This window comes from Bacillus sp. ISL-7, assembly GCF_018613065.1.
The window spans coordinates 1-16,865 of sequence record NZ_JAGGQW010000009.1; the positions used below are offsets into that span (position 1 = coordinate 1).

Genomic DNA, 16,865 nt, shown 5'->3' on the forward strand with positions numbered 1-16,865 from the left:
CACAAAATGTGGTGATGAATCATAATTATTAATTTAAGCAATTAAAAACAAAGAAGAAAAACAAGAAGGATGTGTAATGTAGATTCATTGAACGGTACACAGCTGCAAGATAATTGCAAAGAAGAAAGGTTGAGAAGAATATGCATTCTGGGAATGCTCCATCAACTACAGGATTTGTAGCCTTGGATCGGCAAAGCATAGTCGTCCGAGCTTACTGAAGTTGGCTCCGAGACACCACAGAGGATGATTATATTTATTGGTGAAATTACATGCACCAAGTTAAGCCCAGTGACTTAATTTGCATAGAAGGTTACCCTTATTAATACTCAACCTCTATTTTTTGCAGGGGGTATAGCCATTGCATTAGAAATGAACTTTTCTAAAAGGATACTTCTCTATTATGAAGATACCCAAGAATGCAGTAAAAAATTTATCACCTTCAGTAGAAGGGAAGGGGGATAGGAAGCAAAAAACTCTTACAGACCCCCGAAAAAAAGGTTGTCATGACAGCACTATTTTAACGCTATTGTTCCGCCTTAAGGCGGTTCTTATAACTTAAGTTAGGTCAAAAACTCCGTCTTATATTTAACCTACCAATTGCTACCTTATGGATGGCGTTGATGGGGCTTTAAACCTTCTACCAACAAAGTATTTTAAATAAACCCATATTGTTTCATCCTATAAATTTCACTATTCTTAATTCAAGGAGGAGGGGATTGTTGTAAGTGTTAAAGCGAATGAAAAAATTCGAATAAATCAGTTTAATGATAAACACTTGGAACAATTTTAAATAAAAAAATAAGCACCGAATTTCGATGCTTATTTTGCATTTAGCCATTCCTTCATTTTTTCTAAATTCTCGGTATACGGGCGTTTAATTAAGTTCCTTTCATACCTGGATAAGGTACTGTGGGAAATACCTATTTGAGTTGCTGCCACTAATATGCTTAATCCTCGGTCATTTCTTTCCCTACTGATGTTTTCAGGAGTTACCAACTTTTCTTCGACTGTTTCAATGGAAGCTGCAACCTCTGCTTTCGTCAAACCCTTTAACATGGTCGAAAAATTCACCGTTTCATAATCATAGTCTTCAATCATCAATAAATCCCTGTCATCACCAATTCCAGTGATTTCAGTAGGAGGAATAATTTGAACACGGGCCTTCAACCAGGTGTTTGCAAACCAGTTTCGCTCCTGCTCAATTTGATGTTCTAAGTCTTTTTCTTTATAGCTCCACTCTTTAATGATTCCGTCCTGCTGCAGAGTATCTAATATTTCTTCAAATTGCTCCTTAATCCTTGAACCATATCGAGGGTTCACATCCAAATCCATGACTTTTAAAAGCCCTTTATCTCCACCAATATGATAGGCTCTCAGATAGTCTGCACTCTTTTGGCGAATCCTCCACTGCCAGGATAGATACCGTGATAACCGTTTATGGTACTTTTGCTTTGTGGGATGGTATTCGAGCGTCTTTAATGCTAAAAAACCACTGCTTTTTTGGGAACCGTACAAGAAGTTAGCAAGTATTTCACCTGGGCGGATGCTGCATTCATAAATACCAATCGGATTTTCTCCCCGATAGGCAACCGTTACGCTATCAATCAAAAACAGGGGATTGAATTGAACTTGCCCTATTTCATCAAAGTTCCCTTGATCCTCATTGATGAACCTTAAATTTTCTCGTTCAATCCTGATCCATATGGTCGTCAGTGCTGCCAACCTTTTCATAATATCATCCCGTTCTTTTTTCCGATACGAGGTTTGATAGCCGTCAGACTCTTCGCTCCGCCCTTGCAATCTCCTTAGATTCAAGGCGTCATCCGTGTGGAAATGAATCATTTGATCTTTATGAGTGGCCTGCTGCATCCACAGAATCGAAACGATATCGAAAATGTCTGCCGTTAAGTCATCCATCGAGGTTATGGCTTGAGAGGTGAGATTTTTCCATTGTTCGATCGCTGCATTGGATTTCATTTTAAGATAAGCATTTTCGGATCTTACTTGTGCAGTGGCTTCTAATGCCTTCTCCGCAATCTTTGCAGTGGGTATTTCTGTTGCAATGTCGAATTCATTTTTACTAATGGTCTCCCTTAATTTATGAAATAATAAAGCTGAACCGGACTCTGCAAAATTCTGATTTAACAAAGAATTTATTACTTGCCTATTGCTAGACTTTAAGGAATAGGGGGCACTATCTTCCCCAACGATCCGAATGTATGGTAGGACAAAATTTCTTATCTCATCTTTATAATCTTGGACCCAATTTTCCATACTCTCAAATTTCAATTCATGATCTTTTGCTAAACGATCTATGATCACGAAAAACGCCTTTAAGGATTGGCAAGGCTGATAATCCACTTGACTTGCCATAAGATGACCGATATCATCGGTCCACTCGTCAAAGAGTTGAGGATGATCTGGAAAAATCGTTTTCGTAATTTTCAAAAAATTATTTTGCAAGGTATTTAACATGATTCTTAATCCCGTCCTTCCCTAGTCGTCCCTATGTATTCATTTGAGTATTTGTGGATGTAATCATGGAAAACATCCGAATCCAAAATACCCAAATCATGTAGATAGCTGATGGATTCAAAAGAAAGGAACTGAGCAATCGGTTTCTTTTCCAGAATGGCACTTATCAGTTGTTGGATGTCCTTTTCCTGATAAACAATATAATTCCCTATACATTCTTTAATTTCTTCAGGTGAATAGTTTGTTTCTTTCATAGGATAATTATGTTTGCATTCATATACTTTTTCTTCATCAATATAATACGTAGTTACACCCAACTCTTTACTAGTCTTATAATATTCAATCTGTTTCCGAAGCCAAATGGGACCACTTGATAAGTTGATTACTGGCTTAGGCAGCACACCACGCAGATGATAGGTGGAGACCTTTCTCCGATCCCAACCAAGGATTTCCCCCGCCTCTTTAACACCTACTAAAAAACCCATCTCTTATTCCCCTTATTTACTAGTCTAAGGTTATTATGATTGAGGAGTGTTGCATTTGTCAACATTTCTTTATCCCTATCTTTCCATTCAATAAAACTTTTCTTCATCATGTATATCCATTGGAAGGTGCAACTCCTTATTGTTTTGACGTCTCCTCTCACAATGTGCACCGCCTTTTAAAGATCCTTCATTCAGAATAGAAGAGATATGCACACCTTTTACTGGTAATGCACTTATTTTGTCTACTTTGACGTTTCCTCTCACAATGTGCACAGCCTTTTAAAGATCATTCTTTCAGCATAGAAGAGATATGCACACCTTTTACTGGTAATGCACTTATTTTGTCTACTTTGACGTTTCCTCTCACAATGTGCACATTCTTTTATAGAATTTTCATTTTAGAATAAAGGAGCTATCTGCTCACCTTCTACTAGTAGGTCACTTATTTTCTACTTTGACGGTTCCTCTCACAATGTGCACATTCTTTTATAGAATTTTCATTTTAGAATAAAGGAGCTATCTGCTCACCTTCTACTAGTTGTGCACTTATTTTGTCTACTTTGACGTTTCCTCTCACAATGTGCACATCCATCATCTTAAAGGTCATTCATTCTGAATAAAAAGAGATATACCCATCCTAAACTAGTTGTGCACTTTTTTTTACTTTGACGTTTCCTCTCACAATGTGCACTGCCTTTTAAAGATCCTTCATTCAGCATAAAAGAGTATCCTCATCCTTTACTAGTTGTGCACTTATTTTCTACTTTGACGGTTCCTCTCACAATGTGCACACCCTTTTAAAGATATCCTTCATTCAGCATAAAAGAGTATCCTCATCCTTTACTAGTTGTGCACTTATTTTCTACTTTGACGGTTCCTCTCACAATGTGCACACCCTTTTAAAGATCCTGCATTCAGCATAAAAGAGTATCCTCATCCTTTACTAGTTGTGCACTTATTTTCTACTTTGACGGTTCCTCTCACAATGTGCACATCCTTTTAAAGATCCTTCATTCTGCATAAAGAGATATACTCATCCGTCTAATAGTGCACTTATTTTCTGCTTGACGTTTCCTCTCACAATGTGCACAGAGTAAGCCTAAATCATGTGAAACCTTTCTTTACTCCAAGCGACCTGGTCATTATTAAATGATTGACGCTCCCTTTCACAGCAGTACATTAAAAATCCTGTGTGCAACTTTTTTTGCCTGACGTTTGCTCTCACAATGTGCACAAAACCTTCAAAAGACTACATTTTTTGTCTGAATGAACATCCTTGGTTGAATAGTGAAAATTCCTTAATTTCTTATAAAAACACAAATTATTGCAAAGTTTGCTCTTTCTTGTGTTTGAAAATGAAGGATAATGACGTTTCCTCTCACACAAACTAGCAAAGATTTCTGTGCAAGTTTTTTAGTTCTGCGTTTGTTTTGATAGATTATATTAAAGAAACGTTGGTATATCAACGTTTCTCCCAATCCATTAATCAATCAGGTATGACGTTTCCTGTCACAATATGCACAAATTATAAAAAACAATGACGTTTCCTTTCACATAAAAAATTTTAAAGTTTTTTTCAACCCCTTGGGGGACAAGGGATTGACGCCTGTTGTGCAACTTTGAAAATCCCTTAATAAAGGGCATCATTTCCTCTATTTCCATTCTGCTATAATTCAAACTAGGAAAATAGACGAGAGGAGGGCCCCTGGAATGAACAGTAAAATGAGAATCGACGGTTTTCGAATGCATCATGCCATATTGGAAGAATTTCGTTTTCTACGTGATGAGTCATTTGAGCGCCCTCCTGCATCTGCCTATGTTGTATATATGACCATGTTAAAGCAATTGGAAGTAGAACAGAATCAACGCGGCATGCTAAAAGAATATAATCTTTCTTCATGGGCAAAGAAACTTGGAATCTCTTATTCTACTCTTTGGGGAGGAAAGCGATTTCTAGAAGATCATCATTTTGTGAAAGAGGAAATTCACGAAGGATTACCTGTTTTAGTTCTAAAAGATGTCGAAAAGTATAATACACCTGAACATAATGGTGGGGTTCTCAACTACCTGATCATACCACATGGCCTTTTTGACACAAATATATTAGCTGAATTCGTCCGTACTTCAAATCCTGAAGGGATCGAATTACTCTTATCCTTGCTTAACCAATTTCGTACTGGTATGTCTTTTAGCAAAACGGGTGAAGTGGAGAAAGTAAAGCAAGAAAGGACGATGAAAACACTCAAGTTTCAATTGAATAAAAATGCAAAAGGAGTCCGAAAAACATTAAGTGTTTTAGAGGCTCTATTTTCCATAGAATTTACTGGGATTGAAATTCGTGGTAAACAAATATGGATTAAGAAAGTTGGCTTTTCCTTGAAGCCGGAATGCGTGGAAGAGAATACAGATGAATTCAACGTGAACCCGCTTATGGCAAAATTATCAAAAGAGCTAACCTACTTCTTGGATGGACATCAAATTAAATATAAACCAAGAGACCAAATTGATGTCATGCTTTCTTTTAAACAGGAAGTAATGAATAAAATGAACTATTTACTGGATGAAGATAGAGAGAAATTCACTGTCAGGGATCGCTTTATAAAAAATTTCTTTATAGAAACAATGGATCAAATTGGAGTCTTAATACATACAGAAAAACAACGAACCGGAACATTTCATTTTTACTCAATCGGTGCTTTTTTCAGGATGGCTTTCAGAAAGTATCTCCCTGGTGCTTTAAAAAAGCTGCCTTATGATCTAATCTTTGAAGCCAAAATTAGGGAATTTACTTTAACTGGTCAAGAACCAGCACTTTACAATCTAATTTAATAGAAATAATCAGCCTTGTGAAAAAAATGGACCCTCACAGGGCTCTTCGTATTTGAGAAAAATTAAAATCATAGTTCAATTTTTAAAATAATTCCTTTCTTTTACTTCTGTCTTCTTCTTTGACAGATTTTCCAAGAAGGAATTATTTTTTTTTGAGTAAGAGGTTCCGAATATATACTTGTGTATTTGTTGATTTTTAAAATAAACCCTTGTGAATATGTAAATAGTTTAAAAAAATACTTGTGGAGATGTGAATTCTTTTTTATATTATTTGTGTACTAGTGGAAACTATGTTATTACTACTCTCTAAAAAGGCTGAAACCCTTCTCCCACAACGGATATACCCCGAAAATTTAAAATGCCTATTATTATTGTTTTTCTTATTAAATATATATTTTTTACTAATTATATATATTCTTACTAAATATAATTTTTACGATAGAAATCCATGACTATAATATTCTTGTTAATTTAATACCATCTATTAAGTTTTTATTTTTTATTCCTTCATTAATAAAAACATGAGAGATTTTAAAAAGAATTTTTACAAATGAGATTGCTTGGTTAAAAAGTAATATTTTAGTTAACCTACCCACTCCTCTAACAGACATATAAAATATTAATCGCCTTTAATACCAACACCAATTTGTTTCAAAGCTCGCCTAACACTAAGCAGCCTGCCAAGGCGTGCTTTTTTTCCTTTAAGAAGGTGATGATAGGAAAATTGCTAATCATTCATCGTTAGAACCAAAACAGCAGCTAGATAAAACTCAGAGAACAAGCAAAAGAAAAAGAATATTCTAGAAAAAAGAAAGTTGAGGAATGATTGAGTTACACCGTGATACTTATATAAGAGGACATGGTACTGTAAGAAGGAAATAAGCAGGATTTACTTTCCTTTTATCGAAAAAGTAATGATGAAAGGAAGGATGCAAATGAATTTAGATTCAAAAAATTTGATTAGATGGGGAATACCTGGATGGATGCTCTTGGCTATATTAATTTCCTATTTTGCAATAAGTGATTACGAGACGGTAAAAACGTTCATATTTAGTAAGGATGTTTCGATCATTGTCTCTTCCATTACACTTTTTATTGGGACTGGAATTATTATAGGCAATTTAATACATCATATTAGTCTTAGTTTTGGTTTTATTATTTGGATAAACAAGAATAAATACTTTAAAAGCGATTATGAGATGGACTTGAAAATTATTAAAAATCAATTCGGAAAAGAAATCCAAAGTATTTATAGGGACAGACTTGGGAATGTTCATGCTTTAAGAGCTTTATCTACCAGTTTATTCCTATCATTAGTAATCTTAGTTATATTTTCACTAACGATTACTTTTTCGATAAAAATAGGGATCTTAGTTCTAATCGTTCTTGGGCTTAATTGTATTGTGTTTTATAACTGGGCTTATTTTCAAAACAACTTGAATTATTTTATAAGGAAAATAAAGTCTGATATTGAATAATAGGTTATGGCATCCTTCGGGATGTTTTTTATTTATTAAAGTAAGGTGTTACGTTATGAAGCTTGATCAATACTTAATGATAAAATTAGTTCGAACGGTAGAAGGAAACTTAAGAAAAAATAGAATGTAAGCATTTAGGAAATTGAGGTAATGATGAGTATTAATAAGGTGACATTTACTAGAAAAAAGGATTCGTGAGGAGAAAATTGTTTACTTAAAGTTAACAATTAATTAGCAGGAAAAAATCTTCTTTTGCTGAAATGTAACGAGGAAGGAAAGTGAGAACTATGAAAAACTACGTAACTTATACGTTCCACCATTGGGTTAAAACGCGATTCAGAAGAATTGAATAGAGTGATAGGGGGCCATTCTGAGGATAACTACATCCTTCATTCTGTGTTGCCTATAAATTAGTGAAGGTATACTGAAGGATATATTATAATTTTTGTCACAAACGTAGCTGGATTTGATCCATCCTTCGTAGTGTATTTTTTTATTTCAAAACAATACCAAATTTGAAATGGATGACTTTTTATTGTATTCTTCTGCCTTGTCACTTCAAATCATCTCTATCATCTTTAAATGAAATAGAGAAAGAACAAAATGCAGAAAGAAGAGAAAAACATGATGGTAGAATAAATGCCAATAACGGAAGACGCTTTTGATATAAAGTTCGAACAATTGAAAAATATTTCTAGGTAGTAGAAGATGTGAATTTCTTAACATAAAAGTTCCTTCTGTTGATGGAGATAATCATTCAGATTTTAACAATATTCAAATGAAAATGCTCCCAGGATTGACGGTGCATTCGAGATGTTAAAAGTTTATTTATCTGTAGAAAAAACTAGGGTATTGATGGAAGTGGAAATTATCGTCAAATGTATTTAAGAATTTTTAAAAATAGTAAATACCTATAAACATAATGATCTGTATAATATTCTTAAAAATTTTTTAGGATTTTATCGGAATAAAAGAATTGATCATTTAGGGGAACAGGTGAAACACTAAATAGATTTTCTTATAGAATTTTTGAATGGATTTCAGCGAAGTGGAAAGTGGAGGAGTAATAAAGGTGAGAAAAAAAGCGCATTAACAATTTGTAGAATTTAAATTAATGCGCTTCTCGATCTTCCTGCATGTTTTGAATTTTTCTATCAATATATTTCTTATTTTTATTTTTAAACTCAGCTAAAATTTTTAACAAATCTTCGGTGTCCTTTAGGGATACATTTTCATTTTCTAAGTACTTTTCTAAAAGTGCTCCTTTTTGGATCAATCTTCTAGTTCTTTCTCGCCGATCTTCATTAGAAATTTTGTATTCTAAGGCTTTCTTTTTTTGCTCCAGGACTTTTATTTTGTCCTCAAGTTTATGTAACTCTTCATTTGTCATATTAATCACCCGATAGGTTTATATTGGTCGTCTCTTCCTCTTTTTGCTCTTCGTTGGATGATGCAACCTCGGAATATACCTTTACTTGGTCCTTAAACAAATCTATTAATGTTTTTGCTTCATTTACATCTTCAATTCCCCATGTGTCCATTAAGTACTTACCAATCTCTTTTTGGGAATTGGTTAGAATACGTTTTTGTTTTTCCTTCAGTTTTTTAATTTGTTCTTCGATATCGTTTATTTTTCCCTTTGTATTGTGTTTTGGCATTTTAGCACCCCGTTTGGATATTTTTCTATATTATAACATTTGAACCAAAACATGGGAAGTGATATAATTATCCCGAAAACGAAGTTCAGGGCGCACTTATATACCACTCTCGTGGTATTGTGCATTGGCCTCTTCTCCGAAGGACCCAAATCCGTGAAGCGTCGGAAAAATTCGCTGTGCTCATGTCATTAAAATAAGTTGAGGTGTCTATAACTATGGCAATCTATCATTTCTCTAATCAGATCCTTTCAAGAAAAAAGCAACAAAATACAATAGCAGCTGCAGCATACCGTTCTGGTGAAAGATTGATAGATGAAAGAACGAATGAAGAAAAGTTTTATAAAAGAAAAGTGAAACCGATTACTCATATCCTTGCGCCTAGTCATGCACCTGAATGGGTTTATGATCGTCAACAATTATGGAATGAAGTGGAGAAAAAAGAAAAACAATGGAATGCTCAACTCGCTCGTGAAATTAATGTAGCCTTACCAAAAGAATTATCCCACGCCGAACAAGAGCAATTAGCCATTGAATTTTGTACGGAAATTTTTGTTAATGATGGGATGGTTGCCGATTTATCCATCCATCGAGATGATGAAGAAAACCCTCACTTTCATGTGATGTTAACGATTCGCCCCTTTAATGAAGATGGTTCATGGGGGAATAAACAAATGAAAGTGAAAGAAATAGTTGACGGAAAAACACAAGTTAAAGCCTTACATATAACCGATTGGAACACAAAAGAAAAACTGATGTATTGGAGAGAACAGTGGGCTCATTATGCGAATCGTTTTTTAGAGAAAAATGGTTTTTCAGAAAGAATTACTCATTTATCGAACAAGGATAGAGGGATTGAAACACTTCCAACGATTCACGAAGGTTTTGTTGCAAGGCAGCTGCAAAGCGAAGGTAAAGAATCCGATAGGATTAAAATGAATACTAACAGAAAAGAGTACAACCAAACGGTCATTGAACTTGCAGAAGCGAAGAAAGAAAAACAGATAAAAGAAAGAACTGACAAGTATGTTCGTCGTTTTACTCCTTTAGAGAAAAAGCAATTACGTGAATCAGCAAAACTGTTACGGATGTTTGTCAACTATGAAAATATTAATACTCGAAGATTACAATTAGGAAAATGGCAATCCCGACTTGAGTTTCATCAGGATTCTATTGATAAATATAAAAAAATAAGCCGGATTGAAAAAGAAACAGAACTATTAAATCAGACAGAAGAAATCTTAAAAATTGAAGCAAATAGATTCTTAGATAAATATTATCCGAATTTAAATAAGGAAGAACTTTCTACAGATCAAAAAATTGAAGTTGTTGAAACCACTGTTTCTCAAAATAAATTGTTGAGCATCAAGGATATTGAAAGGGTTTTTCATGAATTAGAGATAAAACAAATTGAAAGGGATCTTCATGTTTTATTAAGTAATCGACAGCAATTTGTATTATCCTTGCAGCAAGAACTACAAAATGCAGAGAAACAATTTGAGCATCTACGAACGAAAAATGGAATTAACTTTGCTGATCCATCTACCGTTAAAAATGTAACTGACAAAGAATTAAACCAAATGCAGTTTTTATTAAAACAAAAAGATATTATGAACAAATCGTTAAACTTAATGGATCAACTTTATGATCATCAACTAAAAGAAATGTATCCGAATTGGGATGGTCGGAATTATTTAAAGATTGAACAGAAAGAATTCTTTGTAATGGCAGATGAGTATTATGGAAAAACAATAACACCAGAAGATTTCTCCAACCCACCAAGAAAGTATTCAAAAGAAGAACAAAAAGAAATTATTTTGTCTTTGTATTGCATTAAAAGCGATAAAACGGATTCATATAATAAGGATCAACAGTACGAGTTTTTACGAAATAAATATCCTGATATCCAACTGGATAATCAATCTTATATGAAAATCTTTTATCATGAATGCCTGCGTTATTCAGATGAAATTGGCCCAGATAAAATGAATCAGCTTCACAGTGCGTTTAATGTTCAAATATTTAGAAATGTGGAAAAATCATCATATGAAGCTCCTAACACCTTTACACCACATCCTAATCATTATCTAGGTTCTAAATTTCCTGATGGAACGGATTTCTTCTCGATTCTTGAAAGTGCAATCCTTGAAGCTGACCGCAAGTGGAGGGAAGATGAATTCGAACAATATCACAAAAATAAAAAGAAGAAACGACAAAGAGGAATAGAACGATAGAAAGAGATTGAATGGATGAAAAAAGATAGTAACCTTTATAAAAAAAAATTCGCCAGCAATAAGTAATTTCATTGTGCAAGCACAAGCTAACTTTATAAGGATTGGAGATTATGAAGATGGTTGTTTATCATTATGAACGTAACTTTAATTTGAAGCCATTGAGAGCTTTGAAAATGTCTTTTTTTAACTTAATAAATAAAATAATCCTATTACAAGGAGAGAGCCCCCTGATTGTGCCAGGATTATATTTTTTTGACTTCATTTTTCCGTGTTATTAAGGTGTTTGAATTAAAAAATTTTTAAGATGAAAGAACTTCTTCTAGTCCTTTATTGAGTTGAGTAAGATAAGTAAAGACAGGCACCATAATAGTGATTTTCTTTATGGAATTGAATTTGAGTAATAGTGTAAAGGAGAATTCAGGCGGAAAGCTTAAGAAAAGTGAATTGAAAAAAACAACAGAATCTTGGCTTTATTTGGCTTTAGAGGTTGGCAAAAAAGCATGAGTCTTTATGGCAATTAAGGATCAGATATCGCTACCCTAAGTTATCCTATATTTACCTTTAAGAAAAATGGTTGCTAAACACTCTCATAGGGGGTTAGAAAATGACTAGAAAAAGGATTGACCATGTAGGAGTTATGGTACGAAACTTAGAAAATTCTATTAAATTTTATAAAGATGTTGTAGGTTTAACATTAAAAGGCACACTTCTCCATACAAATGGAATTATTCGATTAGCATTCCTTGGGTTTAATGAATCATATGAAACTGAATTGGAGTTAATTCAAGGCTACAATGATCAACTACCTGCGGAAGGTAAGGTCCATCATTTCGCTGTTACGGTGGACAATATTGAGGAAGAATTTAAACGTATTCAAAGCTTAGATGTAGAATTAGTGGATCAAGAAATTACTTCATTACCTAATGGATATCGCTACTTTTTCGTATACGGCTCAGAAGGGGAATGGGTTGAATTTTTTCAACGCTAAGAATTTACAATATCATTAGCAGAAAGAAGAGATTCTTCTTTTCTGCTAACGATATTGTAAGAACACTCCCATTTAGTTAAGACATTAATCGGTTTCAAAGTTAATCCAGAAAAGATCTTCTATAATATCTACTTGTTTTATAGCCAGCGTTAGCAGTTACATCAATGGGAAAACTCCGTTTGATTTGAAGAAGCTTGCAGAGGGGTTACTTGTTTGGGCAAATGTTATCACTTTTTTCAGGAGTGGGTACATATCTGACTTTTTAAATGTAAATCCAAAAGCGGTGGAAGATCTGGTTAACCTGATGGAATACAAGGAAAAGCGTTCTGATTACTTTAAAATCCATCATTCTTATGTTCCAACCCCTACGTTCGGGAAGAATTCTAAGCGTGTAGGGATGGGCAGACGCTGATTTCATTTTGGATGATATGCTGGTAGATGTAAAGGTGACAAAGAATTTTGGATTCAAATCTGATCATACAAACCAGTTGATAGGCTATTATCTGTTGGATTTTTATGAGAAACTGCCAGAAGAAGACAAACAGCGGTTCACGAAAATCGGATTGTTTTTCTCTCGTCAAGACCAATTCGTCTACATGGATATGGCAGATTTAAGAAGAGACTTTGATTTGGATGACTTTGAAAATCAATTTTATAAGATTATCTAATGTATAAGTAAAAACACCCCCATAAAAAAGAGGGCACTGCAAAAGTCGAAATTATAACGAAAAAAGGGTTAGCACCTACTATCAGTAGTGTCTATCCCTTTTTATTTCTTCCTACATATCGTGTTTCATAATTTAAATTATCCTCTTTGCAGTATCCTCTTATAGTGGTTTTTTGGATTTTTATTTTGTATTTTTATTATGAATTTCCTCGTAAATTTGGCAAAGATTAAACCAATAAAAAAAGAACCCGACTGCTATTGAGTTCTTAAAAATTTACCCACCCTATTTTCTCAGTATTTTAACTGCCTTATTTTTATTAACTTCATTAAGTCTGACCTTAGCAGCTGCAATTTCTTGACGCTTTTTTTTCAGCTCCTCTGTCAACTCCTCTTTTAAAGGCTGTAAATACTCAACCCTTTCTCTTAAGGATTGAAGCTCAAACTCCTTTAGCAGAAGCTTTGGATTAGTTAAATCTAGAATATAATTACCGTCGCCACTGCCATTAGGTCCAGAACAGCCTGTTACCTTACAAAGGTTTTTTTCATAGGCAAGGTTTCGAAATAAGACATAAAGTAATACATGATGCAAATTTCATTTATAAGATTGAACCACATTTTATTAATGCGTTTGAAGATTGTATGGTAATTTTCCCTCAATTAATTTCTATTTTGTTAGCTAAAAAATATAATGCTAAGAGACCGGTCTATAATGTGGAAAAACATTATTCACGGTTAACTGATAATCCTAATGATGGTGAAGTTAATTTTATTTTTAGCAGAAATGATTTTGAGGGTGAATATCAAATTGTAGATTAATTCCTATTAAGCAATCTGGCACTTTAATTGAATAAAAAAAGATTTAACGCCCTCTTGAAGTTAGTGGATAAAAAGGTTTTTTTTACATATGGGGAATAATTACAAGAAAGCCAATTAAAGGGGAGACTTGAATATAAATAAGACGATTTGTTCTTTCAGCAGGACATGGCTCTAGCATGTTGTATAGCTTGCTTCACTTGGCAGGTTATGATTTATCATTAGACGATTTGAAGGGCTTCCGAAAATTAAACAGTAAAACACCAGGTCACCCCGAATTTGGTCATACAGATGGGGTGGAAGCTACAACAGGTCCAGGAGGTAGAAGGTGGAGAACAGTACATCGTGCCTTCCCCAGAAGATGGCGCGAAGATTGCTTCTCAATTTATTGGTGATGATGATCGCGAAGTGTTCTTTGTCATGTGCCTGAATACGAAAAATCGTGTGGTTGCTGTCCATCGTTGTCATGTTGGAGCTTTAAGTGCTAGTATCGTTTCCCCAAGAGAGGTGTTTAAGTCAGCCATCCTGAATAACAGCGCATCGATCATAGTCAGCCATCAGCATCCATAGCAAAATTGCACTCCGAGCCACGAAGATATTGAAGTCATCAGAAGATTAGTGGAAGCAGGTAAGATTCTAGGAATCGAGATCCTAGATCACTTGATTGTGAATGCCGATGCCGAATACTACAGCTTGAAAACAGAAGGTAGAATGTAAGATGCGAAGGAGAGGGTTCGCCCTCTTCTTTGTTTTTTTCGTTATTCTTGTGGTAGTTCGTCTTGTTTAGGGGCATCGAGCCCCAAACAAGACAGCTTCATCCATGCTGAGCATGGATGAAGCATAAAACCAATAAAAAAGTCTGTTTTAAAATTGTACTGTTCCAGAATCTAAATTTCAAGAATTTTAAAGGAGACTTTAATAGAAAAAATCCGAAAATATACGCTGATTAATTTCCTAACACTCATGAAGGTTAAAATATTGTTTAATTATTAAAAATATTCAGTTAAATCGACAAACATTTTAATTGATATGGAGCAAGGCAGATGAAGCGGATATTCGTTTATAAATGTTGCAATTTCCCGTGCTTTAGATTCAAATCCTAGCTTATCAAAAGAAATTTTCTCTACCGGCAAGTGATTCATTGCTTCCATCGTTTATCCCCCTTTTTGTTGTTTGTTAATAGCGGAGTTTTTTTATGATTACGGCGGCAATAATGACAGGTAACAGCATTTTAACGAAATTAGCTGAATTTACAATAATTTCGGCTGGGTTTAAATTCATAGTTTTTCTCCTTTTATTAGGTATTATTGATAAATACGATTTGTCCTTTAAATGGTTTCAATTTAAAGCATTCTCGTTTACATAAGTGTTATTTTGTATGTTTTTTGCGTTTTTTTGCTCATTTTTATTAATTTTTGTATCTTTTCAATACCACCTTTTTATTGGTGGATTTTGATTCTGGATTCAATCTAAAACAACAAAAAAAGAGCTCAATGGCTCTCAATTAGCAGATATTCAGCTGCTTTCAAGTAGGAATTTAAAGCTTTACGATGTTTCCAAAGAAAACCAATAATTTCATTCTCATGTATGGGGTGCTCTTTCATATCCCAAAATGAATTGTTTTTTCTGTAAAAGGTAAATCCTTCATTCGGATAACTCATAAGGGTGAGATAGCCCTTATTTTTCGTATCTTCAAAGGTAAGATAATGTTTTGTGCCGTCCCATTCTGAAAAAGCTTGAAAGTGACTTAGGAAGTCTTCAACGTCAGACTTTTTCTTAATAACCATGTGTCCACTCCCTTTCAATTATTTAATTTCAAATTCGACTTAATTGTTGTATGTTCCTGCTTTTGTGGGACAACTTTCACTTTTAAGGTCTGTAAAAATTCAGTGAAAGACGTTGCTTGCATAATTCTAAAGGGGTATGAACCATCAATGGCATAACGTTGATCTGATAGGATGAGGAGGTGCGGGAAGACTTTTTTATCTACTGGCTGCCAAGGTTCGTTTTCGATAATCCTGCTATCAAATAAATCTAAATATCTATTCATTTTATCCTTCGTTTGCTTCTCGGAATAGATGCTTTTCTGCACTTCAATAAAAAATGGAGTTCTCCTGTATATACAAAATACATCAGGTTCTGCGGTACCTTTGTTTCCGTATTTCGGTTCTATCAAGAAGGTATTTAACTCCCCAAGTTGCTTAATCTCCTTGTAAATTGCAACAATAGCTAAGAAATGCCCCATTTTTGCACTGTTTTTCTTCATACTCACTTCCGGACCAAAGTAAACATAAAGCACAAAGGCTGTAGATCGTTGAACATAACCTTCACGGTGCAGTCTTAATAAAATATTATTTGCTGCATATTTCGGATTATTCAACTTTCGAAAGTGTAGTTCGGCGATATCATCTCTACTCATACATCTGAAGCGTTTTAAGTCGTCTATAATCGCCTTATCTCTTGCTGTTATTTCCTAATTACTTTTTTGTAGGAGATCAGGGAAAGGAATATTTAGCTATCATAACATGTTACCTTATTGAAGAATACTTAGGAATTCCTGTAGAGGAAATTCCTCGACAAGTCAAAGCTGGAACCCTTTGGAATCACCGTTTACGACCTGCTGCTCATGTTCATGGATTCAAGGATTTTATAGAGGTGATTGAAAATGCTTATCCTGGAAAGTTTAAACCTTGGGAATTCAACCAAGTTCCCTGGAAGTATTGGCAAGGAGAAAACGGAAGAAAAAGGGCGATTGAGGTCGTTCGATATATGATTGAAGAAAAATGTAAGATGACTCATCATGAAATCCCTTTACGAATCAATCATCGTTTTTTTAAAGAACATGGACTTACTGGTATTTTCGGTTCTTTTGGTGATTCACCTTATCAAGTTATTAATGCTGTGTATCCCGGTCATTTTAAACCATGGGAATTGGCTAACGTTCCACTGAATTATTGGAAGAATTCCGAGAACATCAAACAGACGTTAGATTGGTTTCTTTTTCAAAAGCTCGGCTTTTCTTCTTATGAAGAAGCTCTTATGAAACTCAAAAAAATGATTTCTTCCAATATCGACTGACTGGATTATTGCAAATAGCCTTCGACCTTCGAATGGTTAAGGTAAAACAGTGGATAAAAGAACAAAACATTCATAAACATTTAACATTAATAAACAACTGAATAAAGGGGTATAGAATCGATCCGAGGAATGAGAGACCGTATTAGAAATCCCTTAAGTATGG

15 protein-coding genes and 3 pseudogenes are annotated in these 16,865 nt (G+C 34.3%); 10 read left to right on the forward strand and 8 right to left on the reverse strand.

The window, feature by feature from the left end:
* Positions 1-819: 819 nt before the first annotated feature.
* Positions 820-2,475, reverse strand: coding sequence for a helix-turn-helix domain-containing protein (locus tag J7E66_RS02665; protein ID WP_214997914.1), 1,656 nt, complete (start codon positions 2,473-2,475; stop codon positions 820-822).
* A 5-nt stretch (positions 2,476-2,480) separates the two neighbouring features.
* On the reverse strand, positions 2,481-2,960 hold the full coding sequence (locus tag J7E66_RS02670; protein WP_214997915.1) for a hypothetical protein: 480 nt from the start codon (positions 2,958-2,960) through the stop codon (positions 2,481-2,483).
* Positions 2,961-4,670: 1,710 nt separating this feature from the next.
* Between J7E66_RS02670 and J7E66_RS02675 the strand changes: the two genes are divergently transcribed.
* Positions 4,671-5,789: a hypothetical protein gene (locus J7E66_RS02675; protein ID WP_214997916.1), complete on the forward strand. Its 1,119-nt coding sequence runs from the start codon at positions 4,671-4,673 to the stop codon at positions 5,787-5,789.
* A 935-nt stretch (positions 5,790-6,724) separates the two neighbouring features.
* Positions 6,725-7,267: a BA5345 family protein gene (locus J7E66_RS02680; protein ID WP_214997917.1), complete on the forward strand. Its 543-nt coding sequence runs from the start codon at positions 6,725-6,727 to the stop codon at positions 7,265-7,267.
* 1,111 nt (positions 7,268-8,378) lie between these two features.
* Here J7E66_RS02680 and J7E66_RS02685 read toward each other — a convergent pair.
* Complete coding sequence (locus J7E66_RS02685; protein ID WP_214719332.1) at positions 8,379-8,657, reverse strand: DUF3847 domain-containing protein; 279 nt, start codon at positions 8,655-8,657, stop codon at positions 8,379-8,381.
* Position 8,658: 1 nt separating this feature from the next.
* Entirely contained in the window at positions 8,659-8,925 is a 267-nt protein-coding gene (locus tag J7E66_RS02690; RefSeq protein ID WP_214997918.1) for a hypothetical protein, read from the reverse strand.
* 215 nt (positions 8,926-9,140) lie between these two features.
* Here J7E66_RS02690 and mobQ point away from each other — a divergent pair, with 215 nt between their 5' ends.
* The 4 genes from mobQ (at position 9,141) to J7E66_RS02710 (ending at position 12,812) form a co-directional block, all read left to right on the forward strand.
* Entirely contained in the window at positions 9,141-11,156 is a 2,016-nt protein-coding gene (gene mobQ / locus J7E66_RS02695; protein WP_214997919.1) for a MobQ family relaxase, read from the forward strand.
* Positions 11,157-11,760: 604 nt separating this feature from the next.
* Entirely contained in the window at positions 11,761-12,144 is a 384-nt protein-coding gene (locus tag J7E66_RS02700) for a VOC family protein (protein ID WP_214719326.1), read from the forward strand.
* Between the two features lie 184 nt (positions 12,145-12,328).
* Positions 12,329-12,556 carry a hypothetical protein gene (locus J7E66_RS02705; protein WP_214997920.1) on the forward strand — a complete coding sequence of 76 codons (228 nt, stop codon included), beginning with the start codon at positions 12,329-12,331 and terminating at the stop codon, positions 12,554-12,556.
* Between the two features lie 34 nt (positions 12,557-12,590).
* Positions 12,591-12,812, forward strand: a complete 222-nt coding sequence (locus tag J7E66_RS02710; RefSeq protein ID WP_214997921.1) for a hypothetical protein — start codon at positions 12,591-12,593, stop codon at positions 12,810-12,812.
* Positions 12,813-13,094: 282 nt separating this feature from the next.
* Here the strand turns inward: J7E66_RS02710 and J7E66_RS02715 are convergent, their stop codons facing one another.
* Positions 13,095-13,400: a hypothetical protein gene (locus J7E66_RS02715; RefSeq protein WP_214997922.1), complete on the reverse strand. Its 306-nt coding sequence runs from the start codon at positions 13,398-13,400 to the stop codon at positions 13,095-13,097.
* 370 nt (positions 13,401-13,770) lie between these two features.
* On the opposite strand from J7E66_RS02715, the pseudogene J7E66_RS02720 reads away from it, so the two are divergent.
* Together J7E66_RS02720 and J7E66_RS02725 are read left to right on the forward strand one after the other, a co-directional pair.
* Positions 13,771-13,950: pseudogene (locus J7E66_RS02720) on the forward strand (transketolase); the annotation flags it as partial.
* Positions 13,916-14,341: pseudogene (locus J7E66_RS02725) on the forward strand (JAB domain-containing protein). The pseudogenes J7E66_RS02720 and J7E66_RS02725, both read left to right, overlap by 35 nt.
* 272 nt (positions 14,342-14,613) lie before the next feature.
* Here J7E66_RS02725 and J7E66_RS02730 read toward each other — a convergent pair.
* The 3 genes from J7E66_RS02730 to J7E66_RS02740 all read right to left on the reverse strand — a co-directional run bounded on the left by J7E66_RS02730 (position 14,614) and on the right by J7E66_RS02740 (position 16,043).
* Positions 14,614-14,775, reverse strand: coding sequence for a hypothetical protein (locus tag J7E66_RS02730; RefSeq protein WP_214997923.1), 162 nt, complete (start codon positions 14,773-14,775; stop codon positions 14,614-14,616).
* Between the two features lie 339 nt (positions 14,776-15,114).
* Positions 15,115-15,411, reverse strand: a complete 297-nt coding sequence (locus tag J7E66_RS02735; RefSeq protein WP_214997924.1) for a hypothetical protein — start codon at positions 15,409-15,411, stop codon at positions 15,115-15,117.
* 14 nt (positions 15,412-15,425) lie between these two features.
* On the reverse strand, positions 15,426-16,043 hold the full coding sequence (locus J7E66_RS02740; RefSeq protein WP_214997925.1) for a hypothetical protein: 618 nt from the start codon (positions 16,041-16,043) through the stop codon (positions 15,426-15,428).
* 41 nt (positions 16,044-16,084) lie between these two features.
* Between J7E66_RS02740 and J7E66_RS33065 the strand changes: the two are divergent.
* Both J7E66_RS33065 and J7E66_RS31540 read left to right on the forward strand, forming a co-directional pair.
* Positions 16,085-16,246: pseudogene (locus tag J7E66_RS33065) on the forward strand (DUF4046 domain-containing protein); the annotation flags it as partial.
* Between the two features lie 33 nt (positions 16,247-16,279).
* Entirely contained in the window at positions 16,280-16,702 is a 423-nt protein-coding gene (locus tag J7E66_RS31540; RefSeq protein WP_251032725.1) for a DUF4046 domain-containing protein, read from the forward strand.
* Positions 16,703-16,865: the final 163 nt, after the last annotated feature.

Coding starts and splice junctions, on each gene's coding strand:
- J7E66_RS02685 (WP_214719332.1), bottom strand. CDS start 8,657: ATGACAAATGAAGAGTTACATAAACTTGAGGACAAAATAAAAGTCCTG.
- J7E66_RS02690 (WP_214997918.1), bottom strand. CDS start 8,925: ATGCCAAAACACAATACAAAGGGAAAAATAAACGATATCGAAGAACAA.
- J7E66_RS02675 (WP_214997916.1), top strand. CDS start 4,671: ATGAACAGTAAAATGAGAATCGACGGTTTTCGAATGCATCATGCCATA.
- J7E66_RS02735 (WP_214997924.1), bottom strand. CDS start 15,411: ATGGTTATTAAGAAAAAGTCTGACGTTGAAGACTTCCTAAGTCACTTT.
- J7E66_RS02665 (WP_214997914.1), bottom strand. CDS start 2,475: ATGTTAAATACCTTGCAAAATAATTTTTTGAAAATTACGAAAACGATT.
- J7E66_RS02730 (WP_214997923.1), bottom strand. CDS start 14,775: ATGGAAGCAATGAATCACTTGCCGGTAGAGAAAATTTCTTTTGATAAG.
- J7E66_RS02670 (WP_214997915.1), bottom strand. CDS start 2,960: ATGGGTTTTTTAGTAGGTGTTAAAGAGGCGGGGGAAATCCTTGGTTGG.
- mobQ (WP_214997919.1), top strand. CDS start 9,141: ATGGCAATCTATCATTTCTCTAATCAGATCCTTTCAAGAAAAAAGCAA.
- J7E66_RS02740 (WP_214997925.1), bottom strand. CDS start 16,043: ATGAGTAGAGATGATATCGCCGAACTACACTTTCGAAAGTTGAATAAT.
- J7E66_RS02680 (WP_214997917.1), top strand. CDS start 6,725: ATGAATTTAGATTCAAAAAATTTGATTAGATGGGGAATACCTGGATGG.
- J7E66_RS02700 (WP_214719326.1), top strand. CDS start 11,761: ATGACTAGAAAAAGGATTGACCATGTAGGAGTTATGGTACGAAACTTA.